29 protein-coding genes are annotated in these 25,023 nt (G+C 67.3%); 11 read left to right on the forward strand and 18 right to left on the reverse strand.

Annotation, left to right across the window (positions count from 1 at the left end; translation table 11 throughout):
• Window positions 1–42 precede the first annotated feature (42 nt).
• The 4 genes from NF616_RS09415 to NF616_RS09430 all read right to left on the reverse strand — a co-directional run bounded on the left by NF616_RS09415 (window position 43) and on the right by NF616_RS09430 (window position 3,187).
• Window positions 43–810 carry an SDR family oxidoreductase gene (locus NF616_RS09415; RefSeq protein WP_252272983.1) on the reverse strand — a complete coding sequence of 256 codons (768 nt, stop codon included), beginning with the start codon at window positions 808–810 and terminating at the stop codon, window positions 43–45.
• Between the two features lie 24 nt (window positions 811–834).
• Window positions 835–1,902, reverse strand: coding sequence for a phosphotransferase family protein (locus NF616_RS09420; RefSeq protein WP_252272984.1), 1,068 nt, complete (start codon window positions 1,900–1,902; stop codon window positions 835–837).
• Between the two features lie 199 nt (window positions 1,903–2,101).
• Window positions 2,102–2,416 carry an SCP2 sterol-binding domain-containing protein gene (locus NF616_RS09425; RefSeq protein ID WP_252272985.1) on the reverse strand — a complete coding sequence of 105 codons (315 nt, stop codon included), beginning with the start codon at window positions 2,414–2,416 and terminating at the stop codon, window positions 2,102–2,104.
• A gap of 60 nt (window positions 2,417–2,476) precedes the next feature.
• Complete coding sequence (locus NF616_RS09430) at window positions 2,477–3,187, reverse strand: histidine phosphatase family protein (RefSeq protein WP_252272986.1); 711 nt, start codon at window positions 3,185–3,187, stop codon at window positions 2,477–2,479.
• 211 nt (window positions 3,188–3,398) lie between these two features.
• Here NF616_RS09430 and sohB point away from each other — a divergent pair, with 211 nt between their 5' ends.
• Entirely contained in the window at window positions 3,399–4,421 is a 1,023-nt protein-coding gene (sohB, locus tag NF616_RS09435) for a protease SohB (RefSeq protein ID WP_252272987.1), read from the forward strand.
• A 9-nt stretch (window positions 4,422–4,430) separates the two neighbouring features.
• Window positions 4,431–5,420, forward strand: a complete 990-nt coding sequence (locus NF616_RS09440) for a YhdH/YhfP family quinone oxidoreductase (protein ID WP_252272988.1) — start codon at window positions 4,431–4,433, stop codon at window positions 5,418–5,420.
• An 86-nt stretch (window positions 5,421–5,506) separates the two neighbouring features.
• On the opposite strand, the gene NF616_RS09445 is transcribed toward NF616_RS09440, so the two are convergent.
• Window positions 5,507–5,944: a hotdog fold domain-containing protein gene (locus NF616_RS09445; protein WP_252272989.1), complete on the reverse strand. Its 438-nt coding sequence runs from the start codon at window positions 5,942–5,944 to the stop codon at window positions 5,507–5,509.
• A gap of 214 nt (window positions 5,945–6,158) precedes the next feature.
• On the opposite strand from NF616_RS09445, the gene NF616_RS09450 reads away from it, so the two are divergent.
• Window positions 6,159–6,740: a TetR/AcrR family transcriptional regulator gene (locus tag NF616_RS09450; protein ID WP_252272990.1), complete on the forward strand. Its 582-nt coding sequence runs from the start codon at window positions 6,159–6,161 to the stop codon at window positions 6,738–6,740.
• A gap of 149 nt (window positions 6,741–6,889) precedes the next feature.
• On the opposite strand, the gene NF616_RS09455 is transcribed toward NF616_RS09450, so the two are convergent.
• On the reverse strand, window positions 6,890–7,387 hold the full coding sequence (locus NF616_RS09455; RefSeq protein ID WP_252272991.1) for a DUF934 domain-containing protein: 498 nt from the start codon (window positions 7,385–7,387) through the stop codon (window positions 6,890–6,892).
• Window positions 7,371–9,029 carry a nitrite/sulfite reductase gene (locus NF616_RS09460; protein ID WP_252272992.1) on the reverse strand — a complete coding sequence of 553 codons (1,659 nt, stop codon included), beginning with the start codon at window positions 9,027–9,029 and terminating at the stop codon, window positions 7,371–7,373. Before NF616_RS09460 ends, NF616_RS09455 begins: the two co-directional genes overlap by 17 nt.
• A 470-nt stretch (window positions 9,030–9,499) precedes the next feature.
• On the opposite strand from NF616_RS09460, the gene NF616_RS09465 reads away from it, so the two are divergent.
• The gene (locus tag NF616_RS09465) at window positions 9,500–10,549 is read left to right on the forward strand and encodes an ABC transporter substrate-binding protein (protein ID WP_252272993.1); all 1,050 of its coding nucleotides are present in this window, start codon (window positions 9,500–9,502) and stop codon (window positions 10,547–10,549) included.
• 19 nt (window positions 10,550–10,568) lie between these two features.
• Here NF616_RS09465 and NF616_RS09470 read toward each other — a convergent pair whose 3' ends face one another.
• From NF616_RS09470 to NF616_RS09480, 3 genes are read right to left on the reverse strand one after another with little or no spacing between them, the layout of a single operon-like run.
• Window positions 10,569–10,787 carry a DUF2970 domain-containing protein gene (locus tag NF616_RS09470; RefSeq protein ID WP_252272994.1) on the reverse strand — a complete coding sequence of 73 codons (219 nt, stop codon included), beginning with the start codon at window positions 10,785–10,787 and terminating at the stop codon, window positions 10,569–10,571.
• A gap of 51 nt (window positions 10,788–10,838) precedes the next feature.
• Window positions 10,839–11,864 (reverse strand): lipase secretion chaperone, encoded by a 1,026-nt coding sequence (locus tag NF616_RS09475; protein ID WP_252272995.1) that lies wholly within the window; start codon window positions 11,862–11,864, stop codon window positions 10,839–10,841.
• Between the two features lie 53 nt (window positions 11,865–11,917).
• Complete coding sequence (locus NF616_RS09480; protein WP_252272996.1) at window positions 11,918–12,856, reverse strand: lipase family alpha/beta hydrolase; 939 nt, start codon at window positions 12,854–12,856, stop codon at window positions 11,918–11,920.
• Window positions 12,857–13,083: 227 nt separating this feature from the next.
• Here NF616_RS09480 and NF616_RS09485 point away from each other — a divergent pair, with 227 nt between their 5' ends.
• The 5 genes from NF616_RS09485 to NF616_RS09505 are packed head-to-tail and all read left to right on the forward strand — an operon-like array spanning window position 13,084 to window position 17,660.
• Window positions 13,084–13,860: a helix-turn-helix domain-containing protein gene (locus NF616_RS09485; protein ID WP_252272997.1), complete on the forward strand. Its 777-nt coding sequence runs from the start codon at window positions 13,084–13,086 to the stop codon at window positions 13,858–13,860.
• Window positions 13,861–13,903: 43 nt separating this feature from the next.
• Window positions 13,904–14,722, forward strand: coding sequence for an AraC family transcriptional regulator (locus NF616_RS09490; protein WP_252272998.1), 819 nt, complete (start codon window positions 13,904–13,906; stop codon window positions 14,720–14,722).
• A gap of 46 nt (window positions 14,723–14,768) precedes the next feature.
• Window positions 14,769–16,175 (forward strand): NAD(P)/FAD-dependent oxidoreductase, encoded by a 1,407-nt coding sequence (locus NF616_RS09495; RefSeq protein ID WP_252272999.1) that lies wholly within the window; start codon window positions 14,769–14,771, stop codon window positions 16,173–16,175.
• A 14-nt stretch (window positions 16,176–16,189) separates the two neighbouring features.
• Window positions 16,190–16,531, forward strand: a complete 342-nt coding sequence (locus NF616_RS09500; RefSeq protein WP_252273387.1) for a cupin domain-containing protein — start codon at window positions 16,190–16,192, stop codon at window positions 16,529–16,531.
• Between the two features lie 52 nt (window positions 16,532–16,583).
• Window positions 16,584–17,660: a polyamine ABC transporter substrate-binding protein gene (locus tag NF616_RS09505; protein ID WP_252273000.1), complete on the forward strand. Its 1,077-nt coding sequence runs from the start codon at window positions 16,584–16,586 to the stop codon at window positions 17,658–17,660.
• Window positions 17,661–17,706: 46 nt separating this feature from the next.
• Here NF616_RS09505 and NF616_RS09510 read toward each other — a convergent pair whose 3' ends face one another.
• The 5 genes from NF616_RS09510 to NF616_RS09530 all read right to left on the reverse strand — a co-directional run bounded on the left by NF616_RS09510 (window position 17,707) and on the right by NF616_RS09530 (window position 21,993).
• Complete coding sequence (locus NF616_RS09510) at window positions 17,707–18,984, reverse strand: leucine-rich repeat-containing protein kinase family protein (RefSeq protein ID WP_252273001.1); 1,278 nt, start codon at window positions 18,982–18,984, stop codon at window positions 17,707–17,709.
• A 1-nt stretch (window position 18,985) separates the two neighbouring features.
• A complete protein-coding gene (locus NF616_RS09515) occupies window positions 18,986–19,900 on the reverse strand; it encodes an endonuclease/exonuclease/phosphatase family protein (protein WP_252273002.1) in 915 nt (304 codons plus the stop codon).
• On the reverse strand, window positions 19,900–20,928 hold the full coding sequence (locus tag NF616_RS09520) for an RNA methyltransferase (RefSeq protein WP_252273003.1): 1,029 nt from the start codon (window positions 20,926–20,928) through the stop codon (window positions 19,900–19,902). Before NF616_RS09520 ends, NF616_RS09515 begins: the two co-directional genes overlap by 1 nt.
• Before the next feature lie 130 nt (window positions 20,929–21,058).
• On the reverse strand, window positions 21,059–21,394 hold the full coding sequence (locus NF616_RS09525; protein ID WP_252273004.1) for a cupin domain-containing protein: 336 nt from the start codon (window positions 21,392–21,394) through the stop codon (window positions 21,059–21,061).
• Window positions 21,391–21,993 (reverse strand): hypothetical protein, encoded by a 603-nt coding sequence (locus NF616_RS09530; protein ID WP_252273005.1) that lies wholly within the window; start codon window positions 21,991–21,993, stop codon window positions 21,391–21,393. Before NF616_RS09530 ends, NF616_RS09525 begins: the two co-directional genes overlap by 4 nt.
• 134 nt (window positions 21,994–22,127) lie before the next feature.
• On the opposite strand from NF616_RS09530, the gene NF616_RS09535 reads away from it, so the two are divergent.
• Window positions 22,128–22,421: a DUF1883 domain-containing protein gene (locus NF616_RS09535; protein ID WP_252273006.1), complete on the forward strand. Its 294-nt coding sequence runs from the start codon at window positions 22,128–22,130 to the stop codon at window positions 22,419–22,421.
• On the opposite strand, the gene NF616_RS09540 is transcribed toward NF616_RS09535, so the two are convergent.
• Window positions 22,422–23,675 (reverse strand): diguanylate cyclase domain-containing protein, encoded by a 1,254-nt coding sequence (locus tag NF616_RS09540; RefSeq protein WP_252273007.1) that lies wholly within the window; start codon window positions 23,673–23,675, stop codon window positions 22,422–22,424.
• 129 nt (window positions 23,676–23,804) lie between these two features.
• Here NF616_RS09540 and NF616_RS21515 point away from each other — a divergent pair, with 129 nt between their 5' ends.
• Window positions 23,805–23,891: a small membrane protein YohP gene (locus tag NF616_RS21515; RefSeq protein WP_491568552.1), complete on the forward strand. Its 87-nt coding sequence runs from the start codon at window positions 23,805–23,807 to the stop codon at window positions 23,889–23,891.
• 51 nt (window positions 23,892–23,942) lie between these two features.
• Here NF616_RS21515 and osmE read toward each other — a convergent pair whose 3' ends face one another.
• Entirely contained in the window at window positions 23,943–24,275 is a 333-nt protein-coding gene (gene osmE, locus NF616_RS09545; protein WP_252273008.1) for an osmotically-inducible lipoprotein OsmE, read from the reverse strand.
• A 76-nt stretch (window positions 24,276–24,351) separates the two neighbouring features.
• Window positions 24,352–25,005: a potassium channel family protein gene (locus tag NF616_RS09550; RefSeq protein ID WP_252273009.1), complete on the reverse strand. Its 654-nt coding sequence runs from the start codon at window positions 25,003–25,005 to the stop codon at window positions 24,352–24,354.
• Between the last annotated feature and the right edge of the window lie 18 nt (window positions 25,006–25,023).

The following is a 25,023-nucleotide window of genomic DNA, read 5'->3' on the forward strand; positions in this document are numbered from 1 at the left end:
AGGGACCCGAAGGTCCCTTTTTTCATGCTCGCGGGGAAGGCTTCAGGAGAGGAAGCCGCCGTCCACGTTCAGCGCCACACCGGTGGTGTAGCTGGAGGCATCGCTGGCCAGGTACAGCACGGTGCCGGCCATCTCGCTCGGAGCGGCCACGCGCTTTAGCGGGATGCGCTGCAGGGCGACGTTGAGGATGGCGTCGTTCTTGGTCAGGGCCGAGGCGAACTTGGTGTCGGTCAGGCCCGGCAGCAGGGCGTTGCAGCGGATGCCGAACTGCGCGCATTCCTTGGCGAAGACCTTGGTCATGCTGATCACGGCGGCCTTGGTCACCGAGTAGATACCCTGGAACTCGCCCGGCGAGACGCCATTGATCGAGGCGACGTTGATGATCGAGCCGCCGCCGTTGGCCTTCATCAGCTTGCCGCCTTCGATGGACATGAAGTAGTAGCCGCGGATGTTGACGTCGACGGTCTTCTGGAAGGCGCCCAGGTCGGTGTCCAGCACGTTGCAGAACTGCGGGTTGGTGGCGGCGTTGTTGACCAGGATGTCGAGGCGTCCGAACTGCTCACGGATGAAGGCGAAGACGTTGCTGATCTGTCCCATCTCGCCGATGTGGCAGGCGATGGCGGTGGCCTTGCCGCCGTCGGCGACGATGGCGTCGGCGACTTTCTGGCAGTCGTCGATCTTGCGGCTCGAGACGATCACGTGGGCGCCTTGCTGGGCCAGCAGTTTGGCGATGGCCTCACCGATGCCGCGGCTGGCGCCGGAGACGAAAGCGATCTTGCCGTCGAGGTCGAACAGGTTGGTCTTGGACATTGCTATTCCCTTGTCTGAGCCGGGTTACAGGGTGGATTTCTTGATGACCTGCAGGGCAGCCTGCTCCAGCAGCTTGTTCATCATGATGAACTGGGCGAAGCGCTTGTCCTTGGTCTGGCCATGGAAGAAGCGGTAGTAGATCTGCTGCACGATGCCGGCCAGGCGGAACAGGCCGTAGCAGTAGTAGAAGTCGAAATTGTCGATCCGGATGCCGGCGCGCTCGGCGTAGTAGTCGACGAACTCCTGGCGGCTCAGCATGCCCGGCGCGTTGCTCGGCTGGCGGCGCATCAGCTGCATGGGCTGCGGATCGCCGGCCTCGATCCAGTAGGCGAGGGTGTTGCCCAGGTCCATCAGCGGGTCGCCGATGGTGGTCAGCTCCCAGTCCAGCACGCCGATGATCTGCATCGGGTTGGCCGGGTCGAGGATGACGTTGTCGAAGCGGTAGTCGTTATGCACGATGCCCGGCTTGTGGTGGTCGGCGGGCATCTTCTCGCGCAGCCAGGTTTTGACCTGCTCCCAGGCGGGCGCGTCGGGGGTCATGGCCTTCTCGTAACGGTCGCTCCAGCCTTCGATCTGGCGCTTCACGTAGCCTTCCGGCTTGCCCAGGTCGGCCAGGCCGCAGGCCTGATAGTCGACGTTGTGCAGGTCGACCAGCTTGTCGATGAAGCTCTTGCACAGGGCGTTGGTCTGCTCGGCGCTGAAGTTCAGCTCGGCCGGCATGTCGCTGCGCAGGATGATGCCCTTGACCCGCTGCATCACGTAGAACTCGGCGCCGATCACCGACTCGTCGGTGCAGTGCACGTAGGCCTTCGGGCAGTACGGGAAGCCGGCGTTGAGCTGGTTGAGGATGCGGTACTCGCGGCCCATGTCGTGAGCCGACTTGGCCTTGTGGCCGAACGGCGGGCGACGCAGGACGAACTCCTGCTCCGGGTACTCCAGCAGATAGGTGAGGTTGGAGGCGCCGCCGGGGAACTGGCTGATCCGCGGCGTGCCGGTAAGCCCCGGGATGTGCGCCTTCAGGTACGGGTCGATCTGCGCGGCATCGAGCTCTTCGCCTTCGCGGATGCCGGTGGACTGGTCTGTCAGCGTCATGCTTATCCCTTCTGCTGATGATGGGGGCCACTAATCATTGGCTAATTTAATGGTGCCCTTAAGCAAAGCACAGCGTTATAGATGCGGATGTTGGTCGTCGATCAAGGGACCTGATTGCCGCACGCCGCCTGGGCTCGGGCGAAAAAAAACCGGAGTCCGAGGACTCCGGTTCTGCTCTGTTCGCGGTGTGCCCTTGGGCTTATACCGGGAACAGTTCGGCCAGTTTCATGGCCAGCATCATGTCGCCTTCGGCGCGCAGCTTGCCGCTCATGAAAGCCTGCATGCCGTCGGTTTCACCGGAGGCGATACCGGCCAGGGTGGCGCTGTCCATGATCAGGGTGACGTTGGCGTTCGGGTTGTCGCCCTGTTGCACGTCGCAGGTGCCGTCCTTGACGATCAGCGCGTAGTTGTCACCGTCTTCGATGTTGAACTGGAATACCAGGTCCAGGCCGGCGGCAGCGCTGGCGTTGAACTTGGACTTCATGGTGTTGATGGTGTCGGCAACGGAGCTCATGGTTTCTGTCCTTTTTATCAAGGGTTGCTGGCGGCCTTGCGGGCCGCTGTGGGCCGGTACTCAGCGATAGGTGATGAGTTCCGGGGTCTTCAACAGCTCCAAATGCACACGGCTGTTGAAGGAAGCCAGGGTCGCCTCGCCGCCGCGGAAGATCAGGCGCGACAGCGAGGTGTTGACGATCTGCCAGTTGAGTTCGAAGGCCTTCTCGGCCGGTACGCCGGTGAGCGCATGGAGCAGGGCGGTGATGGTGCCGCCGGAGGTGAACACGGCGATGTTGTGGCCGCGCTCGGCTTGCGCCAGCAGGCGCTGCAGGCCGCCGTGCACCGTGTCGACGAAACCCTGCCAGGAGGCATGCCCGGGCTCGTCGTACTGGCCGCTGACCCAGCGGCGGATGATGCGCGCGAACAGGTGCTGGAAGGCGGCGCGGTTTTCCTTGGGGTTGCGCAGGATTTCCAGCGCGTCCGGTTCTTCCGGCAGCATGGCCGGCAGCAGGTTGCGGATCACCGCCTCGGCGTCGAATTCGTTGAAGGCCGGGTCGATCTCCAGCTCCGGCGCGTTCAGGCCGGCGGCCACGCAGCGCTGCAGGGCGGCGCTGGCGGTATGTTGCTGACGGCGCAGGCTGCCGCTCAGGCAGCGGTCGAAGACGATGCCGAGCTCGGCCAGGTGCTCGCCGAGCACTTCGGCCTGACGCACGCCGAGCGGCGACAGCACGTCGTAGTCATCGGCACCGAATGAGGCCTGGCCATGTCGTATCAGATAGATGCTACCCACGTCCGCAATCGATCCCGGCGGGTTGAAGTTTCGCGAGGGTAGGGCCGGAACCCGGCCCCTGTCAACGGAAAAACATACGCTTGTTTGAATTGGTGCGAGGCCACTCGCGCATGGCCCGCTGCGGTTGGCCGGCGGGCTTCGGCGCCGTTATGCTTGGGCCTGGCGAGCCGCCGTTCGGCGGCATCGCTTCACAATAGACGAGGGAGAACCTGTGGAGTTTCTGTTGGATTACGCGGACTTCCTGCTCCGCACCCTGACGGTCGTGGTCGCCATCATCATGGTGCTATTGACCATCGCCGCGCTGCGCAGCAAGGGCCGTGGCAAGGGCTCCGGCCACTTGCAGGTGAGCAAGCTCAACGAATTCTACAAGGGCCTGCGCCAGCGCCTGGAGCACGAGCTGCTGAACAAGGCGCAGCTCAAGGCCCAGCGCAAGGCCGAGGCGAAGCAGGCCAAGCTGGATAAGAAGGAAGGCACGCACAAGCCACGGGTGTTCGTGCTCGACTTCGACGGCGACATCAAAGCCTCGGCCACCGACAACCTGCGCCACGAGGTCACGGCGCTGTTGAGCATGGCCACCGCCCAGGATGAAGTGGTGCTGCGCCTGGAGAGCGGCGGCGGCGTGGTCCACGGCTACGGCCTGGCCGCCTCGCAACTGGCACGCATCCGCCAGGCCGGCGTGCCGCTGACCGTGTGCGTGGACAAGGTCGCCGCCAGCGGCGGCTATATGATGGCGTGCATCGGCGATCGAGTGCTCTCGGCGCCCTTCGCCATCCTCGGCTCCATCGGCGTGGTGGCGCAGTTGCCGAACATCCACCGCCTGCTGAAGAAGCACGACATCGACGTCGAAATGCTCACCGCCGGCGAGTTCAAGCGCACGCTGACCATCCTGGGAGAGAACACCGAGAAGGGGCGCGAGAAATTCCAGGAGGATCTGGAAACCACCCACGAGCTGTTCAAGAACTTCGTGGCCCGCTACCGCCCGCAGCTGAACATCGACGAGATCGCCACTGGCGAGGTCTGGCTGGGCATCTCCGCGCTGACCAAGCAACTGGTGGACGAACTCAAGACCAGCGACGAGTACCTGGCCGAGCGTGCCCGCGAGGCCGAGCTGTTCCACCTGCATTTCGCCGAGAAGAAGAGCCTGCCCGAGCGCTTCGGCCTGGCCGCCAGCGTCACGCTGGACCGCCTGCTGCTGAACTGGTGGAGCCGTCTCAATCAACAACGTTTCTGGTAGGAGTAAGCCATGACAGCCTTCAAGGCTCTGCTGGTCAGCGAGGAGAACGGCGCGTTCGTGCCCCGGGTGGTGGAGCGCAATGTCGCCGAGCTGCCTGCCGGCGAGGTGCTGATCCGCGTGCAGTATTCCTCGCTCAACTACAAGGACGCCCTGTCCGCCAGCGGCAACCGCGGGGTGACCAAGGCTTATCCGCACACCCCGGGCATCGATGCCGCCGGCGTGGTGGCCGAGTCCTCGGCGAGCGAGTTCGCCGCCGGCGACGAGGTGATCGTCACCGGTTACGACCTGGGCATGAACACCGCTGGCGGCTTCGGACAGTACATCCGCGTGCCGGCCGCCTGGGTGATCAAGCGTCCCAAGGGCCTGTCGCTGCGCGAATCCATGCTGCTCGGTACCGCCGGCCTGACCGCCGCGCTGTGCGTGGACAAGCTCGAGCAGGCCGGGCTGACGCCGGCCGCCGGCCCGGTGCTGGTGACCGGTGCCACCGGCGGCGTCGGTTCGGTTGCCGTGGCCCTGCTGGCGCGTCTCGGCTACAACGTCGCCGCGTCCACCGGCAAGGCCGGGCAGGGCGAGTTCCTGCGCCAGCTCGGCGCGCAGCAGATCGTGCCGCGCGAAGAGCTGCAGGACGGCAGCGAGAAGGCCATGCTCAAGGAGCGCTGGGCCGGCGCGGTGGACACCGTCGGCGGCGACATCCTGTTCAACGTGGTCAAGTCCCTGCGTTACGGCGCCAGCGCCGCCTGCTGCGGCCTGACCGCCGGCATGGGCTTCAAGGGCAGCGTCGCCCCGTTCATCCTGCGCGGGGTCAACCTGCTGGGAGTGGATTCGGTGGAGCTGCCGCTGGTGGTCAAGGCCTCCATGTGGGACAAGCTGTCCCTGCAATGGAAGCTCGGCAATCTGGAGAGCCTGGCCCAGGAAGTGGGTCTGGAGCAGCTGCCGCAGGCCATCGAGCAGATCCTCTCCGGCAAGATGGTCGGCCGGGTGCTGGTCAATCTCGGCTGATTTCTGCCGTCAGGAAGAGGCCCGGTCCGACCGGGCCTTTTCGTTGGCGTGACTCCGCTTCGGGCTGGTCAGGTGCGAAGGTCCGCTCAGGCCTGGCTGACGTACATGGTGATCTCGGCGCGGAACACCGGCTCGCCGTCGACGTAGGCCACCACCGGCACCTTGACGTCGCCGGTCTGGTTCCAGTCGATGGCGCTGCCGTCGGCCACGGCGCGTACGTCGCCCTTGGCCTTGGCCAGGTACTCCACGGTCATGCCGCGGGGAATCCAGCGGCAGCCGGCCGGGATCGAGGCGTCGGTCATGGTGCCGGCGGCCAGCTCGGCGGCATTGCATAGGGCGATGGCGTGCACCGTGCCGAGGTGGTTGAGCACCTCGCGACGCTTGGGGAAGGTCACCTCGGCATAGCCCGGGCGCAGCTCGACGAACTGCGGGGCGATGCTGGCGAAGTAGGGGGCGACCTGGCCGATCATGGTGCTGAACTGGGCGGGGCCGACCTGCTGGTACATCTGCATCATCTGACTCATGGGGTGCTCCTGAACTGAGATTGAAGAGAAGCGCGCGCCGAGGCAGTATACGGATACTAGAAAACAATTCTAGAAAATTATTCTAATTTGCTGAGTCTGTTGATGATCAGAAGCTAGCCAAGCGAGAGAAGGTGATGGACGAGCATATGAGCCCCCCTCCAATGCCGCTTGGCCGGCGCCTAGCAGACTTTGTAGAGATTCTTAAGGAGGCCTGATGGCCCGCCGTTCCCGCAAGGACGAAATCCTCCAGGCCGCCCTGGCCTGCTTCACCGAATACGGAGTGGACGCGACCACCATCGAGATGATCCGCGACCGCTCCGGCGCCAGCATCGGCAGCCTGTACCATCACTTCGGCAACAAGGAGCGCATCATCGGCGCCCTGTACCTGGCCGGCACCTCCGAATACGCGGCGTTGCTGGACCAGGGATTCGCCAGCGCCGACAGCGCTGAGGCCTGTGTGCGGCTGCTGGTCACCAGCTACATCGACTGGGTGGTGGCCAATCCGGACTGGGCGCGCTTCGTTCTGCACAGCCGCGGCCGGGTGGAGGCGGGGGAACGGGGGGACGAGTTGCGCGAGGCTAACCGGGTGCATTTCCAGCGCATTCTCGAGGCCCTGTCCGGGTATCGCGAAGAGGGCGTGTTCAAGGCGATGCCGGCGGACTGTTTCGCGTCGGTGGTCATCGGCCCGACCCACGACTTCGCCCGTAACTGGCTGGCGGGACGCACCCAGACGCAGTTGGCCGATTGCCGCGAACTGCTCGCCAGCGTGGCCTGGGAGTCAGTACGGGCCCAGTAATGAGCCCTACAAGAGTTCTGCGAGCTGTTTAGTAGCCCGGATGCAATCCGGGAAGCAGGCGACTCCGCTCCCGGATTGCATCCGGGCTACAGCTTGGGCTCTGAAACGAAAAAGCCCCGCGATGCGGGGCTTTTTGCTTGCGGCGGCGATCAGGCGCGGCGGCGGAACAGCGGCAGCGGCTGGTCGGTGGAGGCCTGATAAACCTCGCCGAACTCCTCGAAGGCCTTCAGCGCGTCGACCGGGTCCTTGTCCGCACGCAGGGCGAAGGCATCGAAGCCCACGCGCTGGTAGGAGAACAGCTGGTCGCGCAGCACATCGCCGATGGCGCGCAATTCGCCCTTGTAGCCATAGCGGTTGCGCAGCAGGTAGGCGCTGGAGCAGTGGCGGCCGTCGGTGAAGGCGGGGAAGTTGAGGGCAACCACCTGGAAATGCTCCAGCTGATCGGCGATCTCCTCGACCTCTTCGCCGGCATCCAGCCACACGCCGAGGCCGCCGTCGCGGGCCTTGAGCGCATGAGCGTGCTCGCGCCACAGCGCCAGAGGCACGATCAGGTCGTCGCAGTTGCTGATGCTGTCGAGGGTGGCGTCGGCCGGCAGCAGGTGCCAGGTCTCGTCCAGTACCTGGCCGTTCTTAATGATTCGCTGCATAGACGCGCTCCTTGAACGGGTCGATTCCGACGCGGCGGAAGGTGTCGAGGAAGGTTTCTTCTTCGGTGCGGCGCTCGACATAGACCTTGATCAGCTTGTCGATCACGTCGGCCATTTCCTCTTGGGCGAAGGACGGGCCGAGGATCTGCGCCAGGCTGGATTCGCGGCCGGCGCTGCCGCCGAGGGACACCTGGTAGAACTCCTGGCCCTTCTTGTCCACGCCGAGGATGCCGATGTGGCCCACGTGGTGGTGGCCGCAGGCGTTCATGCAGCCGGAGATGTTCAGGTCGAGGTCGCCGATGTCGAACAGGTAGTCGAGATCGTCGAAGCGGCGCTGGATGGCCTCGGCCACCGGGATCGACTTGGCGTTGGCCAGGGAGCAGAAGTCGCCGCCCGGGCAGCAGATGATGTCGGTCAGCAGGCCCACGTTCGGCGTGGCAAAGCCCTGCTCGCGCAGCTCGCCCCACAGGGTGAACAGCTGCTGCTGCTCGATGTCGGCGAGGATGATGTTCTGGTTGTGGCTGTTGCGCACCTCGCCGAAGCTGTAGCGATCGGCCAGGTCGGCGATGGCATCCAGCTGTTTGTCGGTGACATCGCCCGGCGCCACGCCGGTGGGTTTCAGCGACAGGGTCACGGCGACATAGCCCGGCTTCTTGTGGGCGAAGGTGTTGCGCTGGCGCCAGCGGGCGAAGCCCGGGTGCTGGGCGTCGAGGGCGGCCAGTTCGGCGTCCTGGTCGGCCAACTCGCGGTAGGCCGGGTCGACGAAGTGGGCGGCGACGCGGGCGACTTCGGCCTCGGTCAGGGTAGTTGGGCCATCCTTGAGGTGGGCGAACTCGGCATTCACCTTTTCGGCGAAGACTTCCGGGGTCAGCGCCTTGACCAGGATCTTGATGCGCGCCTTGTACTTGTTGTCGCGACGGCCGTAGCGGTTGTACACGCGCAGGATGGCGTCGAGGTAGCCCAGCAGGTGCTGCCAGGGCAGGAATTCGTTGATGAAGCTGCCGACGATCGGGGTACGGCCCAGGCCGCCGCCGACGGAGACGCGGAAGCCCAGCTCACCGGCGTCGTTCTTCACCGCTTCCAGGCCGATGTCGTGCACCTCGATGGCGGCGCGGTCGCTCACGGCGCCGTTGACGGCGATCTTGAACTTGCGCGGCAGGTGGGTGAACTCGGGGTGGAAGGTCGACCACTGACGGATGATCTCGCACCACGGGCGCGGGTCGACGATCTCGTCGCGGGCCACGCCGGCGAACTGGTCGGTGGTGGTGTTGCGCACGCAGTTGCCGCTGGTCTGGATCGCGTGCATCTGCACGGTCGCCAGCTCCGCCAGGATCTCCGGCACGTCCTCCAGCTCCGGCCAGTTGAACTGTACGTTCTGGCGGGTGCTGATGTGCGCGTAGCCCTTGTCGTAATCGCGCGCGATCTGCGCCAGCTTGCGCACCTGGGTGGAGTTCAGCAGGCCGTACGGCACGGCGATGCGCAGCATCGGTGCGAAGCGCTGGATATAGAGGCCGTTCTGCAGGCGCAGGGGGCGGAACTCCTCGCCGGAGAGTTCGCCGGCCAGGTAGCGGCGGGTCTGGTCGCGGAACTGCTTGACGCGGTCCTCGACGATCCGCTGATCGTAGTCGTCGTATACGTACATAGGTGTCCTGTGGAGGTCAGGCTACTGCTTCATCAGGCAGTGATGGCTTTTGCGCGCGCACGGTTAAAACGCGCTTTTATCAGGGCTGGGGAAAGATACCAGCTGACAAATATGCGAAAAAGTGAAGTTTCCATATAAGTACATAGCTAAAGTAGATAAGCGAAGCGCCTTGAGCGCGGCCGGAGCCTGGTCTTAACTCAGGGAAACCACAACAACAACGAGGCCGCCATGACCGACTCCACCTCCCATGACAAGGACAGCGCCATCGACGCTTGGGCCATCTTCATACTGATCGCAATCGTGGTGAGCACGGCGGTGTTCTGGGTCAGCCAGCAGTAGGCTGACGCCGCCATGCGAGGGCCAGCGACGGATCACCGGCGCTGGCCCTTTCGTTTGTGCGCCCAAAGGCGCGAACGCGGCGGCGACTTGTATACTGCGCGCCGCGATTCGCCTGAGCCTGGATCACGATCTTGTTCCCGCGCCTTCTACTGCTCTGCCTGAGTCTCTTCTGCCTGCCGGCGCAGGCCGCTTCGGTGGTCTTCCTCAACCCCGGCTATTCCAACGAGCGCTTCTGGCTCGACTACAGCCGCTACATGCATGACGCCGCCGGCGACCTCGGCCTGCAGTTGGAAGTGCTGTACGGCGAGCGCGATGCCGATACCCTCCTGCGCAACGCACACGCCGTGCTGCGGCGCCCGCAACGCCCCGACTACCTGCTGTTCGCCAACGAGCAGTACCTCGGCCCGGAAATCCTGCGCCTGATGGCGGACAGCGGCATACGCCTGTTTTCCCTGCACAGCACGCTCACGGCCGAACAGCAGCAACTGATCGGCGGCACGCGGGAGCGATATCCCAACTGGATCGGCAGCCTGGTGGCCAATGACGAGGAGGCCGGCTACCTGATGGCCAGATCGTTGCTGCACGGGGCGCCGGGCGGCAGCGAGCTGGTCGCGTTCTCCGGCGTGAAGAACACGCCGTCGGCCAGCCTGCGCGAGGCCGGCCTGCATCGCGCCCTGGCCGAGCATCCCCAGGTGCGCTTGCGCCAGCTGCTATACGGCGAATGGCGCAAGCAGCGTGCCTATGAGCAGGCGAGGGCGCTGCTGCCGCGCTATCCCGCCGTGCAGATGGTCTGGTCGGCGAACGACGAAATGGCCTTCGGCGCCATGCAGGCGGCGAGCGAGTTGGGCCGTCAGCTGCGCTACACGGCGCTGAATAACTCTGAGGAGGCCCTGCGGGCGCGCGCCGAGGGTCGCCTGGCGGTACTGGCGACGGGGCACTTCTTGCTCGGCGGTTGCGCCCTGGTGATGCTGCACGATCATGCCGCCGGGCTGGATTTCGCCGAGCGCGGCGGCAAGGACCAGAGGGTTCGTCCGCTGCGGCTGATCGATGCGAGGGAGTCGAAGAGGCTGCTGCAACGGCTCCGGCGTCCGGACGTGGGCCTGGATTTCGCCGAGTTCAGCGCCACCCGCAACCCGGCAATGAAGGCCTACACCTGCTCCATCGACCCACTGCTGCGCTAGCGGGCGCGGCAGCCGCGGGCTAGACGCCGGCCAGGTGCAGCACCAGCCGCACCAGCGCGAACAGCACCACCACGAACACCGAGGTGAACAGCACGCCGAGCAGGATGAAATGGCTCGGCTTGCCGCGGCTGAAGTCGCGCGTGCGGTTCTTGCCGCTCTGCACGCCGAAGGCGGCAGCCAGCACGCTCTGCAGCATCTCGCGAAAGGTCAGCGGCTTGTCGTCGTCCTGCTGTTCCATCGTTGCTTCTCCGCCCGGGTCTGCCTACAGGGTAGACCAGCCTTCGCGGCGCTAGAGTTCGGCGTCCAGGGCCTGCACGCGCAGGCGCTCGCGTTCGTCGAAGCGGCTGGCCTGCAGGTCGGCGATGGCGGCCTGCAATTGGCTGTTGTCGAGCCCGGAGTCGCGCAGGCGGTTGCGCTCGGCGGCGTAGTCGGCGAGGCGCTGTTGCCAGGCGGCCTGCTGGCGATCCAGCTCGGCCAGGGCATCGGCGGCCTCGCTGCCCAGGGACTGCTCGCGCACCTGGCGGATCTCCTCGGCGCTGGCGCCTTGTGCCTGCAGGGCCTGGGTGGTGGCGTACAGGTCGCCGTAGCGGCTGCTCTCGGCGCGGGCCGCGCGTACGTCCTCGGGCAGCTGCAGCTCCAGCTCGGCCAGCGCCAGATCGCGTTGTTCGTCGCTCAGGCCGTCCTGCCGGCTCAGCGCCAGGCGCTGCACCCGGTATTCGTCCTCGGCGTTCTCGCGGGCGAAGAACAGCGCGTATTCCTCGGCGCTGAAATAGCGCTGGCGCACCGCGTTGAGCGCGTCCAGGCGCTGGCGCAGGGCGACGGCGTCCAGACCGGCGCCGGCCTCGGGCAGCTCCTGTAGGGCGATACGGTAGTCCACGTAGCGGCGCAGCAGGTCGCGGGCCTGGTCCAGTGCCGGCTCGCGCAGCTGGGCGGCCAGGTCGCGGTGAATACGCGTCAGGACCTTGTCCAGACCTTCCTCTTCGCGACCGGCGAGATAGAAGTCGAACAGGTGCAGCAGGTCCGCCTGCAGGATCAGCTTGCCCCACTCATCCATGCGCAAGGCCACGCCGTGACGGGCGCCTTGCAGCGACGGCGGCAGCGAGCCGGGATCGGCCAGGCGGACGGTCGGCGTCTCGCGCAGGTCGCGGTTGAGGGTGCTGGCCTGGCGGCTGCGTGCATCTTCAGCCCGTTCGCTGGCGCTGGACGTGGATGAGTGGGATGCAGCGGGCGCTGGTTCGGGGCGATAGAGCGCCAGGGTGCCTCCGACGGCGACCGCCCCCAGGGCCAGGGCGGCCAGGATGATTCTGCCGGACATCGAATTCTCCTCGCGGCGGGCATGGCGCGGGAGGGTCGCCATGCCCGCCGGTATCACAGGCCGAGGTTTTTCAGGCGATTGGCCTGACTCTGGAACAGCGTCTTGGGGTTGGTCTCGAACAGCGACACCAGCCCCAGGACCTGGTTGGTCACATCCAGATGGTTCATGGTGTAGTTGTCCTTGAGGACCTTGCCGAAGTGGCTGGAGCAGCGCCCGGTGACGCCGTCGTTGGCCTCGCCGAAGGCCAGCGAGGTGACGGTGAACAGCGGGTCGGAGATGTCCAGCACGTTGGTCAGCGGCGCGGTGCCGCTCATGGAGTACAGACGGATGCTGTTGCCGTTCAGGCTGACGGTCTCGGGGCCCTCACCGCAGCTGCTGGTGGGAATGCCGACCGGGTAGCGCTGGTTGTTGGCGGCGGCCCCGTTCTTGTTGAACTCGGCGAGCATGGCGCGCACGTCCGAAGCGCTCTTGCGGTTGTTCGACAGCAGGTTGACCAGATTGCCCACGGCATTGGCGAACACATCGAAGGCCACGCCGCGCAGGCTGCCGGCCGGCGCCACGCCGGTGACGATATCGGCCATCGGCGAGCCCTTGTGCGGCGAGTTCAGGGTGGTCACCGAGGCCACCAGATCGGGGCGGGTATTGAGCACGTAGCGGGCGGTGAGGCCGCCCTGGCTGTGGCCGATCAGGTTGAATTTCTTCACGCTGCCGCCCGAGGCGGCGCGGATCTGCTCCAGCTGGGCGATCAGCGATTCACCGCGCTTGGCCGAACTGTCGAAGGCATTGATCTTCGGCACGTGAACCTTGGCACCCTGGCTCTGCAGGGCGCTGGGGATCTGGTACCAGTAGTCGATGCCGGCGATGGTGTCGAAGGCGAAGATGCCGGGGACGAGGACGATGGGGTTCTTGGTCTGCGACTGGGTGTTGGCCAGGGCAGGGAGGGACGCGCAGAGGCCGAGGGCGGCCAGCGCCGGGACGAGCAGTTTCTTCATGGTGGGGTACCTGTGTGTTCGTTTTTTGTTGTTGTAGCTCCGCACACAGCAGCGGAGTGGCGGCCATCAAAGCACCCGGGTGCGGAGGCGGCTTGTAAGAACTGATGAAATCAACCCGGCGGCGCACAAATATTTGCGACGCGGTTGGCAGATGCACTTTCATCGGCGCCGGGCCTGTGCTAACCCTGCCGCCCACAAGAACAACAAGAACAGGGCGGGAAACGTCCATGACCAGGCTCCCCTGCGATGCCCCGGTGCTGCTGTACCTGTGGGACAAGCGCACCTTCTACCTGAGTGCCTTCGACGAGCCGCTGCGCCTGTCCCAGGCCGCCGCCATGCTGCTCGTCGCCCTCGACGGCGAGCTGTCGATCAATGCCTCGCTGACCTGCCGCAGCGCCCTGGTGCCGGCCGGGCTGGACCTGGTCGTCGACAGCCGCGGCTCGCGGGTGGCGATCATCTACCTGGACGTGTTTGGCGAGGATCACGCCCTGTTGCGGCCGCGCATGGGCGCCTGCCGTGGCGCGGTGCAAGTCGCGCTCGACGACGAGGCGGCGTGCATCGCCAGCCTCGACGACCTGCACCGGCGCATCGCCGCGCCGGCCGAGGCCTACGATGCGCTGGAGCGGCTGATAAACCCCCAGCAGCAGCGTCCGTCCGGGTTCGCCTGCGACCCGCGCATCGTGCGCGCGGTGACGCTGATCAAGGCCGACGTGGCGTGCAACCAGTCCATCGAATTTCTCGCCGAGCAGGTGGGCCTGTCGGTGCCGCGCCTGACCCAGCTGTTCCGCCAGAAGATCGGCATTCCCATCCGCCGCTACCGCCAGTGGCACCGGCTGTTCGTCACCAGCGTCGGCGTGGCGCGGGGGCTGAATCTCACCGATGCGGCGATGGCCGCCGGCTTCACCGACTCGGCGCACTTCAGCCACACCTTCCGCAGCATCATCGGCATGAGCCCCTCGGCGGCGCTGGCCCAGCCGCGCGGCATTCGCCTGTTCGCCGGCTGAGGAATCGGGCAAGCTGCATGCTTCTGCACAGCCGATCCGCCCCATGCACGACAGCGACTTTCCCGACGACGCCGCGCAGACCGAGCGCACCCGCGAGACCATCCTGCGCTACCACCTCAGCTGGCGCTGCCGGGACCTGGAAGCGGTGATGGCGCTGTTCCACCCGGACATCGAATACAACGACTTCTTCCAGCAACGCACCATGCACCTGGGCGAGCTGCGCGAATACGTCGAGGACAACCTGCCGCGGCGGCCGGGCGAGATGCTCGAGCACGTCGACCGCATCCGCATCGACGGCCACACAGCGTTCATCCAGTACCGCTTCGCCCTGCAGGGCAGCGAGGGGCTGGCGTCGTTCCGCACCGGCGAGTCGATCACCGTGCGCGACGGGCTGATCTGGCGGATCAACGAATACGCCACCCTGGTCCACGAGGCCCGCGCGAGCAAGGGCGCCAGCGCGCGTCCGGCCACCAGTCGCCTCGGGCTGTCCGCGTGGCAGCTGAGCATGCTGGCGCAGGACCTGCAGGACTACTTCCACAAGCACAAGCCCTTCCTCGATGCGGAACTGGACCTGCAACAGGTCGCGGCCGCCACCGGCTACAGCCGCAACCAGATCTCCCATCTGCTCAACCAGGTGCTGGGGCAGAGCTTCTACCGCTACGTCAACCAGGCGCGCCTGCAGCACCTGCTCGACGGCCTGGAGGCGGGCGGCGATCCGCGGCGGGTCGACGAACTGGCCTTCGCCGCCGGCTTCAACTCGCTGTCGGCGTTCTACAAGTGCTTCCGCGAGCACATGGGCGTGACGCCCAAGGCCTACCTCAAGCAAATTTCCTCGCGGGCCCGCACGCAAGACAAGCCCTGAGCCGCCTGACTAGTCTGCGCCCATCGACTGATTGGCGGAGACCCCGATGAATCCCTGGCGCAACATCAGCCTGTGGATGGACCAGCTCGCCGAGCCGCTGACGGCGCGGCCGAGCCTGCAGGCCGACCTGAGTGCCGACGTGGTGATCGTCGGCGCCGGCTACACCGGCCTGTGGACGGCCTACTACCTCAAGCGCCAGGCGCCGCAGTTGCGCGTCGTGGTGCTGGAGGCGGAGATCGCCGGCTTCGGTGCCTCCGGGCGCAACGGCGGCTGGCTGATGGGCAACATCCTCGGCGAGGACCGCCTGCTCGCCGGCCTGCCGGCCGAGCAGCGACGGGCCTCGTTCGACCTGCTGCACGGCATCCCCGACGAGGTGGCCAGCGTCACCGAGCGCGAAGGCATCGCCTGCGACCTGCGCAAGGGCGGCGTCCTGTACTGCGCGGCGCGCTACCCCGAACAGTTGAGCGGTCTGCAGGAGCAGCTACGGCACCTGCGCGCTCTGGGGCTGGGGGAGGACGACTACCGCTGGCTGCCGCCGGCCGAGCTGGCCGAGCAGCTGCGCGTGGCCAACCCCTACGGCGCGCTCTACAGCCCGCACTGCGCCACCATCCAGCCGGCCAAACTGGCCCGCGGCCTGGCCCGCTGCGTCGAGGCCATGGGCGTCGAACTCTACGAGCAGAGCCGGGTGACCGACTGGCAACGCGGCCAGGTACGCACCGCCCACGGCAGCGTCCGTGCCGACTGGGTGGTGCCGGCGGTGGAGGGCTACGCCGCCAGCCTGCCGCCGCTGGGTCGCCATCAGCTGCCGGTGCAGAGCCTGCTCGTCGCCACCGAGCCGCTGCCGGCCTCCGTCTGGGCCGAGATCGGCCTGGAGCGCGGCCAGGCCTTCAGCGAGGCCAGTCGCCAGGTCACCTACGGCCAGCGCAGCGCCGACGACCGCCTGGTGTTCGGCGCCCGCGGCGGCTACCGCTTCGGCGGTCGCCTGCGCAGCGACTTCACCCTCACCGAGGACGAGCGCGAGCTGCGCCGCTACCTGTTCGGCGAGCTGTTCCCGCAGCTGCGCGACGTGCGCCTGACCCATGCCTGGGGCGGCAACCTGGGCATGGCCCGGCGCTTCCACCCGCACATGCTGCGCGACACGCGCAACGGCATCGCCCTGTCCGGCGGCTACGGCGGCGAAGGCGTCGGCGCCAGCAACCTGGGTGGTCGCACCCTGGCCGCGTTGATCCTCGGCCAGGACAACGAACTGACCCGCCAGCCCTGGGTACAGGCCGATTCCGGCCTCGAGCGCCTGGCTGGCTGGGAGCCCGAGCCGTGCCGCTGGCTCGGCTACAACGCCATCATCCGCAGCTTCGTCCATGAGGACCGGGTGCTGGCCGACCCGCACAGCGCGCCCTGGCGCCGCCGCCTCGCGCAGGGCGTGGCGGGCCTGATGGAAGGTTTCATGAAATGACCCTGGAGAATCCGATGAGCATCGACCACTTCAAGAACACCGCCGAGCTGACTCTGGACGAGGTCAACCCGGTGGCCGTGCCGCTGGGCGAGCCGCACGCGGTGACCCGCACTCACAGCGTCGAGCGCGCCGATGGCGTTGAGGCCGGCGTGTGGGAGTGCAGCCCGGGCCGCTGGCGCCGGCAGATCGTCCAGCAGGAGTTCTGCCACTTCATCGCCGGGCGTTGCACCTTCACCCCGGACGGCGGCGAGCCGATCGAGATCCGCGCCGGCGACGCGCTGATGATGCCGGCCAACACCACCGGCGTGTGGGACATACAAGAAACCGTCCGCAAGACCTTCGTGCTGATCCACTGATCGGCGCAGCCCCTGAGCCACTGCCTAACAAGAACAATCAACGAGGTAACCCATGCTGAAGAAAATCATCCCGCTGATGCTCGTCGCATCCGCCAGCCAGGCCGCCGACGGCGTGCGCATCTACAACTGGACCGACTACATCGCGCCGGACACCCTGAAGAATTTCGAGAAGGCCAGCGGCCTCAGCGCCCAGTACGACGTGTACGACAGCAACGAGACCCTGGACGCCAAGCTCATGGCCGGCCGCTCCGGCTACGACGTGGTGTTCCCCTCCAACCACTTCATGGCCCGGCAGCTGCAGGGCGGCGCCCTGAAGAAGCTCGACCGCAGCAAGCTGACCGGCTGGAACAACCTCGACCCGGTGCTGCTCAAGGCGCTGGAAACCAACGATCCGGGGAACCAGCACGGCTTCCCCTACCTGTGGGGCACCACCGGCATCGGCTACAACGTCGACAAGGTCAAGGCCGTGCTGGGCGAGGGCGTGGCCGTGGATTCCTGGGACCTGATCTTCAAGCCCGAGCACATGGCCAAGCTGGCCCAGTGCGGCGTGGCCATCCTCGACAACGGCCCGGAGATGCTGCCCATCGCGCTGCATCAGCTGGGCCTGCCGCACCACAGCCAGGACCTCGACGACTACAAGAAGGCCGAGGCGCTGCTGATGGAGATGCGCGAGAACGTGCGCTACTTCCACTCCTCCAAGTACGTCGGCGACCTGGCCAACGGCAACATCTGCGTGGCCGTGGGCTTCTCCGGCGACATCATGCAGGCCGCCAGCCGCGCCGCCGAGGCCGGTAACGGCGTGAAGATCGAGTACGTGATTCCCAAGGAAGGCGCGCCGATGTGGTTCGACATGGTCACCATGCCGGTCGACGCGCCGAACGAGGAGGCCGGCTACGCCTTCATGAACTACCTGCTGCAGCCGGAAGTGGCCGCCAGCATCAGCAACCACGTGCACTACGCCAATGGCAACCTGAAGGCCGATGCGCTGGTCGACCCGGCGCTGAAGAGCGACAACAAGGTCTACCCGCCGCAGGAGGTGATGAGCAAGCTGTATGCGCTGGAGGCCATGCCGCTGAAGATCGATCGGGTGCGCACGCGCATCTGGAGCAAGGTCAAGAGCGGCATCTGATCCGCCTCTTGCCTGCATGCGAAGCCCCGGCCGGTCCGGGGCTTCGTCATTTCAGGCGGGCGACGATCTCGGCGAAGTCCGGGCGCTGGGCCGTGGCGGACTGGCGGCATTCCTCGGCCAGCGTCTGCAACTCGGCCGGCGGCGTGTCGCAACGCTGCAGCAGCTCTTGCAGCAGGATGCCGAAGGCGCGGCTCTCCACGCGCTGCAGTGCCGCGCCCTGGGCGCTGCCGGCGGTGAAGAAGGACGCCGCGCCGAAGTCGCTGAGGCGGCAGTCGTGGCCGTCGACCAGCAGGTTGTGGGCGTACAGGTCGCCATGCAGGATGCCCTGGCCGTGCAGGTGCGCCAGCGCGCCGGCCACGCCGCGGGCCAGCGCCTGCACCTGCTCGGCGGAAAAGCGCTGCTCGGGCCCGTAGCAGTCGCGGGTGCAGCTGGCCAGCGAGGGCGGCCCGGCCAGCACGCGGAAGCGCGGCTCCAGCAGTTCCAGCAGCAGCCCGTCCGGCTCGCCTTCCTGCGGCTGCAGCGGGCCGATCACCGGCAGCAGCTGCGGGTGGCGGCCGGCGGCAAGGCAGGCGGCCATCTCGCTGTGGGGCAGGCCGTCGCTGGTCATCTTCCCCTTGAACAGCTTCGCCGCCACCTCGCGGCCGTTCCAGCGGGCGCGGTGGATCAGGCCGCTGGCGCCCTGGCCGAGCAGCTCGCCCAGGACCAGCTGATCGCGAGCGATGGGCGCCTGCGGATGGGCGGCCAGGGCCGCCGCCTCGGCGCGGTCGCTACACGGGTTGCCGTCGAAGGCCAGCCAGGCCAGGCGCGGCAACTGCGGCAGCCAGTCGGGCAGGGTCTCCAGGCGGTTGGCGGCAATGCGCAGCAGCTCCAGCTGGTGCAACCCGGCCAGGCTCTCCGGCAGCTCGCTCAGGCGGTTGCCGGCGAGCATCAGCTTCTGCAGTCGCGAGCGCTCGCCCAACTCGGCCGGCAGCGACTCGATGCGGTTGTCGGTGAGGATCAGCCAGCGCAGCTTCTCTGGCAGCGCGGCGGCCGGCACATGCTGGAGGCGGTTGGACTTGAAGCCGACCATCTCCAGCTGCGGGCAGTCGCCGAGCGCTTCAGGCAGGGTCTCGAAAGGGTTGTCGGAGCAGAACAGCACCTTCAGCTTGTGCAGCCGCGAGAGGTCGTGGGGCAGGGCGCGCAGGTGGTTGCCGCTGAGGTTGAGCACCTCCAGGCTGTCGGCCAGCTCGATGATCTCGCGGGGGAATTCGTCGAGGTCGGCGGCCAGGTCCAGGCGGCTGATGCCGGCCAGTTCGCCGCGGCGCAGTTGTTCCAGGCTGTGCATGTCAGTCGCTTCCCAGCAGTTGCAGGTGCACGCGACGCGGCAGGTGATCGGCGCCGAGGTCCGGGCCCAGGCCCTGTTCGACCACTCGCCAGGGGCCGCGGACCAGCACCTGGTCGATGGCGATGCCCAGCCAGCCCTGGCCGAGGGCCGGCCAAGTGGCCTGCAGATCGCTGGCGCGGTACCAGCCCAGGTCGTGCAGGTCGCGGGTGGCCTGGGACCAGGGGCTGGCGTTAAGGTCGCCGGCCAGCAGGCCGGGCTGGCCGGCGGCGGCATTGCGCTGCAGCACCAGCTGCAGGCCGAGGTTGCGCTTGTGGTGCCAGTAGGGCGACAGCGGCGGCATGGGGTGTACCAGGCTCAGGCTGACGGCCTGCTCGCCGCTGCGCAGGGTCGCCTCGATGCTGGGGATGTCGTCGCTGTCGCGGCGCACCCGGCCATTTTCCAGCGGCAGGCGCGACAGCAGGGCCAGGCCGAAGGGTGAATCCTGCGGGGCGAGGACGCGATGCGGGTAGTCCTGCCAGCGGGCCAGCTGCCCGGCCAGCGCGGGGGTGACCTCCTGCAGCAGCACCAGGTCCGCCGGCTGCTCGTCGAGCCAGGCGCGCAGGGCGCGGGCATCGCCGCTCTGCTGCAGGTTGGCGGTGACCAGGCGCAGCTCCAGGCGCGGCTCGCCGGCCTGCTGCGGCAGCATCGGCGCCACGCTCAGGCAGGGCAGCACGGCCAGTGGCAGCAGGAGCAACCAGAGCGGCCGGCGCCGCGCCAGCAGCGCCAGGCACGCCAGCAGCAGGGCGAGGTGCAGCCACTGCCAGTGGCTGGCCAGGTCGAACAGCCAGGCCAGGTGCTGCGAGTGGTCCGCCAGCAGCGTCACCAGCCAGGGCGACAGCAGCCCCAGGGCGGCGCAGACGGCGAGCAGGCGTAGCATCAGCCGTGCAGCCGGCTGGTGTTGACCCGCTCGGCGCGGGCGCGCAGCTGGCCACAGCCGCCGTCGATGTCCTGCCCGGCGCTATTGCGTACCTTGGTCAGCACGCCGCGGCTGTGCAGGTAGCGCACCATCTGCACGATGCGCTCGCCGTCCGGGCGCTGGTATTCGTCCAGCTCCAGGCTGTTGTAGGGGATGAGGTTGAGCACCGCGTACTTGCCCTTGAACAGGCGCAGGATCTCGTCCATCTCTTCCTGGCTGTCGTTGATGCCCCTGAGCAGCGTCCACTGGTACTGGATCGGGTAGCCGACCCCGCGGGCATAGGCCTCGCCCAGCTCCATCAGCTCGGCGGGGGCGATCTTCGGCGCCTTGGGCAGCAGCTGTTCACGTAGCTCGGCATTGGTCGTGTGCAGCGACAGCGCCAGGGCCGGGCGCACCCGCTGCTGCGGCAGGCGCTCGAACACCCGCGGGTCGCCGACGGTGGAGAACACCAGGTTCTTGTGACCGATGCCGCCGTCGGTGCCGAGCAGGTCGATGGCCTCCAGCACGTTGTCCAGGTTGTGAGCGGGCTCGCCCATGCCCATGAACACCACCTTCTTCACCGGTCGCCGGCGTCGTGCCAGGGCCACCTGGGCGACGATCTCGGCGCTGCTCACCTGGCGCAGCAGGCCGCTCTTGCCAGTCATGCAGAACACGCAGCCGACGGCGCAACCGACTTGGGTGGACACGCACAGGCCGTCGCGCGGCAGCAGCACGCTCTCCACCATCTGGCCGTCGTTCAGCTCCACCAGCAGGCGCACCGAACCGTCGGCGGCCGGGTGCTCGGAGCGCACCCGGGCCAGGCCCTCCAGCTCGTCGCTCAGCTGCGGCAGGCCGTTGCGCACCGACAGCGGCAGGAAGTGCTCGGTGTGCTGGCGGCGGGTGCCGGTGTTCAGCGGCTTGCCCTGCAGCCAGGCGCGCACCACCCGGCCGCTGTGGGCGGGCAGGGCGCCGAGGTCGGCGAGGCGCTGGTGGACATCGGAGATTCGCATGGGGCGCGCATGCTACCACTGGGCGCCGGTGGCGCGTAGGTCGGCTTGTCCGCTTGCGGCGGGCGAATGACGCGGCCCGCGGGCCCCTCGGCCTCTCGCCGGGAGAGGCGTGGCCCGCGTCATGGCCGGGTTATTCGGATGTGGCCTGGAAGTGCAGTGCCAGCCACACGGCGTCCGGCGAGCACTCGGCAACCCGATGCCGGCAACCGGCGGGAATCAGCAGGGCATCGCCGGCCACCAGCGGCCGCGCGCCATTGTCGAACTCGAGGCGCGCCGTGCCGCGTAGCAGGGCCACCCACTCGGGCTGCGACTGGTCGTACCAGAAGCCCTCGGGGCTGGCCTTGCCATGGGAGACGATCTGCTCCAGCAACAGGCCACCCTCGCGCAGCAGCGGCACGAACTGCTCCTGTGCCGCCGGGTCCGGGATGGCCTGCAGCAGGTTGAGCGGCTCGGGTGGCCGGCTCATTGCGGCTCGACGCTGACGGCCACGGCGGTGGTGACGCGCAGCACCACCTGGCGGCCGAGGTAGGCGGTCTTCATGTCCACGTCCGGGCGGACCGGGATGACGCGCTCGCGACCGTCGGGCATCTGCAGGGTCACGTTGCGCAGGGTGGTGTCCATGCCCTTGACCAGCGCCGTGATCTCCACCGTGTCCGCCGCCAGCATGCCCGGCTTGTCGCCCGGCGCCGCGCTGGCGACGATGCCCGCGGCACCGTCCTCCAGCGGCTCTCCCGGCTGGCGCAGGTAGACGACGCGCTCCTGGGTGACCACGGCGCGAACCTGGTCGCCGGTTTTCAACTGGTCGAAGTTCTGCATCTGTGCCGGCGCGTGGAAGGTACGCCGGTTGCCCTGCGTGTCCTGCAGGGTGAAGGTGCGTTTGGCCGTGTCGACGGCGCTGACGCGGGCGGTCAGCTCCTCGGTCTCGAGCACGGCGCCGCCCGGAACGCCTTCGGCGTAGACGTCGGTGCGGCTGTAGTCGGTGGTCAGTTCGTCGTCGCCATGGCTCTGGCAGCCGAGTGTGAATGCGGCTGCCAGGCACAGGCAGACCAGGCGGGGTGTGTTCATGGGGGCTCCTTGCGTGCGTTGGGTCACCGCAGGCGCCGCGGGCACCTGCGCTCAGTCCAGCCTAGCAGCGGCTCGGCGGCGTGGTGGCGCTCGTGCTATCTTCGCCCACCGCTTTTCCTGCCCGGTTTCACACCATGAAATTCATCCACCAGCGCGAGTTCCTCCACGAGGGCGACACGGTCGTCATCCATTGCTCGCAGCCGTGCAACATCCGCCTGATGAACGACGCCAATTTCCGCAGCTTCAAGAACGGCGGTCGCCACACCTACCACGGCGGCGCCTTCGACCGCTTTCCGGCGCGCATCAAAGTGCCCAGCGACGGCTTCTGGAATGTCACCCTCGATACCGTGACCCGCCGCGCCATCAGCGTGACGCGCAAGCCGCAGATGGAATACACCATCAAGTTCATCCGCCGCTCGGGCGCCTGATCACTCGCTGCGGGTGCGCGGCGCCTGGCCCAGGCGATACTGGTTGTCGCCGCTGCGCTTGGCCTCGTACATGGCCTGGTCGGCGATATGGATCAGCCGGTCCATGTTCGTTGCGTGCTCGGGGAACAGGGCGATCCCCAGGCTGATGCCGATCCGCTGCGCCTCGCCGTCCATCTGCACCGGCGGGCTCAGCGCCGCCAGCAGCTTGTCGGCGATGGCCTGGCCTTCTTCCTCGGGCGAGCGCTCGGCTGACAGCCCTTCCAGCACCGCGACGAACTCGTCGCCACCCAGCCGCGCCACGCAATCCGAGCCGCGCAGCGTGGTGCGCAGGCGTTCGGCGGTGGCCATCAGCACCTGATCGCCGGCGCGGTGGCCGAGCTGGTCGTTGATCGTCTTGAAGTCGTTGAGGTCGATGAACACCAGCGCCACCCGCGTCCGCCCGCGGCGCGCGCGCTCCAGGGCGCCGGCGAGGCGCTCCTCGAACACCAGGCGATTGGGCAGGCCGGTCAGCGGGTCGTGATGGGCCAGGCGGTGCATCTGGCTGGCCCAGGCCTTTTCCTCGGTGATGTCGCGGACCACGCCCATCATCTTCACCGGCGTGCCGTCCTCGTCCTTCACCACGTTGCCGGTCTCGCGCAGCCAGCGCACCGTGCCGTCCGGCCAGACCACCCGGTATTCCTCGTCATGGTTCTCGCCGGTGGCGATGCAGCGCAGCTCGCCGGCGCGCACGTGCTCGCGGTCGTCCGGGTGCACGCTGCGGCAGAACAGCTCGTAGCTGGGCGTGACCGCGCCGACCGCGTGGCCGAACATGGCGTAGATGGCTTCGGACCAGTACAGGCGGTTGGTGTCGATGTCCCAGTCCCAGGTGCCGATGCGGGCGAAATACTGGCTGCGCTGGAAGCGTTCGGCGTCGCTCTGCGCAGGGCGCAGCAACAGGTAGTCGCCGACACGCTGCAGCCGCACGGCGCGCTGCAGGCCGTCTTCGCCCCTGGCCAGCGCGTTTTCCTGGGTGTTCTCCAGCAGCGGCAGCCAGCGCTCCAGGGCCTCGCCGCGCAGGTCGCGCCCGGCGCAGCCGAGCAGCTCGGCGGCGGCCGGATTGTGCCAGCGCACCCGCTCCTGGCCGTCCAGGCGCAGCACGCCCTGGTCCAGCTGCTGCAGCAGTTGGTCCAGCTGGCGCAGCCGCTGACGGTGCCGCAGCAGGAACAGCGCGGCGACGGGCAGGACACAGGCGAGTATCAGCAGCAGCGGGAGCAAGGCGCGAGCACCGGGTCGGCTGGAAAGCGCGCATTATCGGGGTCGCACCCGGCTGGCGACAATCAGGGGAAACGCCGGGGGGCTTGCAGCGGTCTCAACTGAGAGACCCGCAAACCAGGAGTAACAACAATGCTGAAGTTTCTCGGAGGCACCGTCGGCATCATCTTCATCATCGGCCTGATCGTGGTGATCGGACTGTTCCAGCTGATTTTCTGACCCGCAAAAAAAAGACCCGCTGCCAGCAGCGGGTCTTTTTTCGTCCGGGCCTCAGAGGCGCCGCTTGTTGTCCTGGTGATCCTCGCAGGTCATGAAACCCTTGCCGTCGACCCGGCCGTTGGTGTCGAAGGTCACGTAGTAGGGCTGTTCCTTGCCTTCCACGTTGAGGATGTAGTTGTTGCAGGTGCCCGGGGTGACGGTGTTCTCGACCTCGGTGGAGGGCGGCCCGCCGATGGTCAGCACTTCATCCCGGGTCATGCCGTCGCGGACGTCCCGCACCAGCGGCTCGTCGTTGTAGGTCACGTAGTCGGCGGGGTTTTCCATGGTCGAGCAGCCGCTGGCCGCGGCCGCTACAGCCAGTACTGCGAGAGTTTGCTTGTACATGTCGTCGCTCCGTCGCATGAGCCGGACTGGCTCCTTGCAGTTGGAGCGTTGCGCTTGTGGCGGAGTTCGAGGTTTTTCAGCGCTTGGCCACGGTCAGCGCGATCAGCCGCGACACCACCAGCGCCAGGTACATGACCCCGGCGAACTCCTCGATCATCACCAGCGAGCGCGCCACCGGCGTGAGCGGGATGATGTCGCCCAGGCCGACGCCGGAGAGCGTGGTGAAGCTGAGGAACAGCAGCTCCATCCAGGTGCGCGCCGCCTCGGGGTCGACGGCGGCGGTAAAGCTGCCGGGCGCCAGCAACTGGCAGAAGGTGAACAAGTGCGCGAAGGCCCAGGCCAGCACGGTGAAGGTGGCGCCGGCAGCGTACAGCTCGTCGGTGCTGGCGTGCAGATCGGCGTTCATGTAGGCGATCAGACAGACCGTCGCGTAGAAGTAGAAGACCGCCTCGAGCAGCGCGATCAGTGCCTCCAGCGGCTGGCTGGTGATCAGCATGTCGAGCAACGTCAGCAGCAAGACCACCAGGGCCAGCACGACCGCCAGCCAGGTTTCCGCGGGGCTGCGCTTGACCACGCGCAGCGCCAGCCCCAACACCAGCAGGCCGAAGGTACCGAACAGCGCGCGGCCGAATTGCGTGCTCTCCATCCAGGGATACAGCAGCACGCCAAGCAGCTGGACGAAGAGCAGGCCGGCGGAGGGGTGGCGAACGAGGTAGGTGATCGGCGACATGGGCGTCCTGCGGGTTGG

It is taken from the genome of Pseudomonas subflava, from assembly GCF_023823685.1.
In the GTDB taxonomy this organism is placed as follows: domain Bacteria; phylum Pseudomonadota; class Gammaproteobacteria; order Pseudomonadales; family Pseudomonadaceae; genus Aquipseudomonas; species Aquipseudomonas subflava.

Bases quoted from the DNA above. Each gene is read 5' to 3' on its own strand.
- NF616_RS09420 (WP_252272984.1), bottom strand. From the start codon at position 1,902: ATGACGCTGACAGACCAGTCCACCGGCATCCGCGAAGGCGAAGAGCTC.
- NF616_RS21515 (WP_491568552.1), top strand. From the start codon at position 23,805: ATGCTGAAGTTTCTCGGAGGCACCGTCGGCATCATCTTCATCATCGGC.
- NF616_RS09425 (WP_252272985.1), bottom strand. From the start codon at position 2,416: ATGAGCTCCGTTGCCGACACCATCAACACCATGAAGTCCAAGTTCAAC.
- NF616_RS09530 (WP_252273005.1), bottom strand. From the start codon at position 21,993: ATGAACACACCCCGCCTGGTCTGCCTGTGCCTGGCAGCCGCATTCACA.
- NF616_RS09535 (WP_252273006.1), top strand. From the start codon at position 22,128: ATGAAATTCATCCACCAGCGCGAGTTCCTCCACGAGGGCGACACGGTC.
- osmE (WP_252273008.1), bottom strand. From the start codon at position 24,275: ATGTACAAGCAAACTCTCGCAGTACTGGCTGTAGCGGCCGCGGCCAGC.
- NF616_RS09490 (WP_252272998.1), top strand. From the start codon at position 13,904: ATGCACGACAGCGACTTTCCCGACGACGCCGCGCAGACCGAGCGCACC.
- NF616_RS09475 (WP_252272995.1), bottom strand. From the start codon at position 11,864: ATGTCCGGCAGAATCATCCTGGCCGCCCTGGCCCTGGGGGCGGTCGCC.
- NF616_RS09440 (WP_252272988.1), top strand. From the start codon at position 4,431: ATGACAGCCTTCAAGGCTCTGCTGGTCAGCGAGGAGAACGGCGCGTTC.
- NF616_RS09480 (WP_252272996.1), bottom strand. From the start codon at position 12,856: ATGAAGAAACTGCTCGTCCCGGCGCTGGCCGCCCTCGGCCTCTGCGCG.
- NF616_RS09510 (WP_252273001.1), bottom strand. From the start codon at position 18,984: ATGCACAGCCTGGAACAACTGCGCCGCGGCGAACTGGCCGGCATCAGC.
- NF616_RS09500 (WP_252273387.1), top strand. From the start codon at position 16,190: ATGAGCATCGACCACTTCAAGAACACCGCCGAGCTGACTCTGGACGAG.
- NF616_RS09450 (WP_252272990.1), top strand. From the start codon at position 6,159: ATGGCCCGCCGTTCCCGCAAGGACGAAATCCTCCAGGCCGCCCTGGCC.
- NF616_RS09515 (WP_252273002.1), bottom strand. From the start codon at position 19,900: ATGCTACGCCTGCTCGCCGTCTGCGCCGCCCTGGGGCTGCTGTCGCCC.
- NF616_RS09520 (WP_252273003.1), bottom strand. From the start codon at position 20,928: ATGCGAATCTCCGATGTCCACCAGCGCCTCGCCGACCTCGGCGCCCTG.
- NF616_RS09525 (WP_252273004.1), bottom strand. From the start codon at position 21,394: ATGAGCCGGCCACCCGAGCCGCTCAACCTGCTGCAGGCCATCCCGGAC.
- NF616_RS09495 (WP_252272999.1), top strand. From the start codon at position 14,769: ATGAATCCCTGGCGCAACATCAGCCTGTGGATGGACCAGCTCGCCGAG.
- NF616_RS09505 (WP_252273000.1), top strand. From the start codon at position 16,584: ATGCTGAAGAAAATCATCCCGCTGATGCTCGTCGCATCCGCCAGCCAG.
- NF616_RS09445 (WP_252272989.1), bottom strand. From the start codon at position 5,944: ATGAGTCAGATGATGCAGATGTACCAGCAGGTCGGCCCCGCCCAGTTC.
- NF616_RS09485 (WP_252272997.1), top strand. From the start codon at position 13,084: ATGACCAGGCTCCCCTGCGATGCCCCGGTGCTGCTGTACCTGTGGGAC.
- NF616_RS09455 (WP_252272991.1), bottom strand. From the start codon at position 7,387: ATGCAGCGAATCATTAAGAACGGCCAGGTACTGGACGAGACCTGGCAC.
- NF616_RS09415 (WP_252272983.1), bottom strand. From the start codon at position 810: ATGTCCAAGACCAACCTGTTCGACCTCGACGGCAAGATCGCTTTCGTC.
- NF616_RS09460 (WP_252272992.1), bottom strand. From the start codon at position 9,029: ATGTACGTATACGACGACTACGATCAGCGGATCGTCGAGGACCGCGTC.
- NF616_RS09550 (WP_252273009.1), bottom strand. From the start codon at position 25,005: ATGTCGCCGATCACCTACCTCGTTCGCCACCCCTCCGCCGGCCTGCTC.
- NF616_RS09470 (WP_252272994.1), bottom strand. From the start codon at position 10,787: ATGGAACAGCAGGACGACGACAAGCCGCTGACCTTTCGCGAGATGCTG.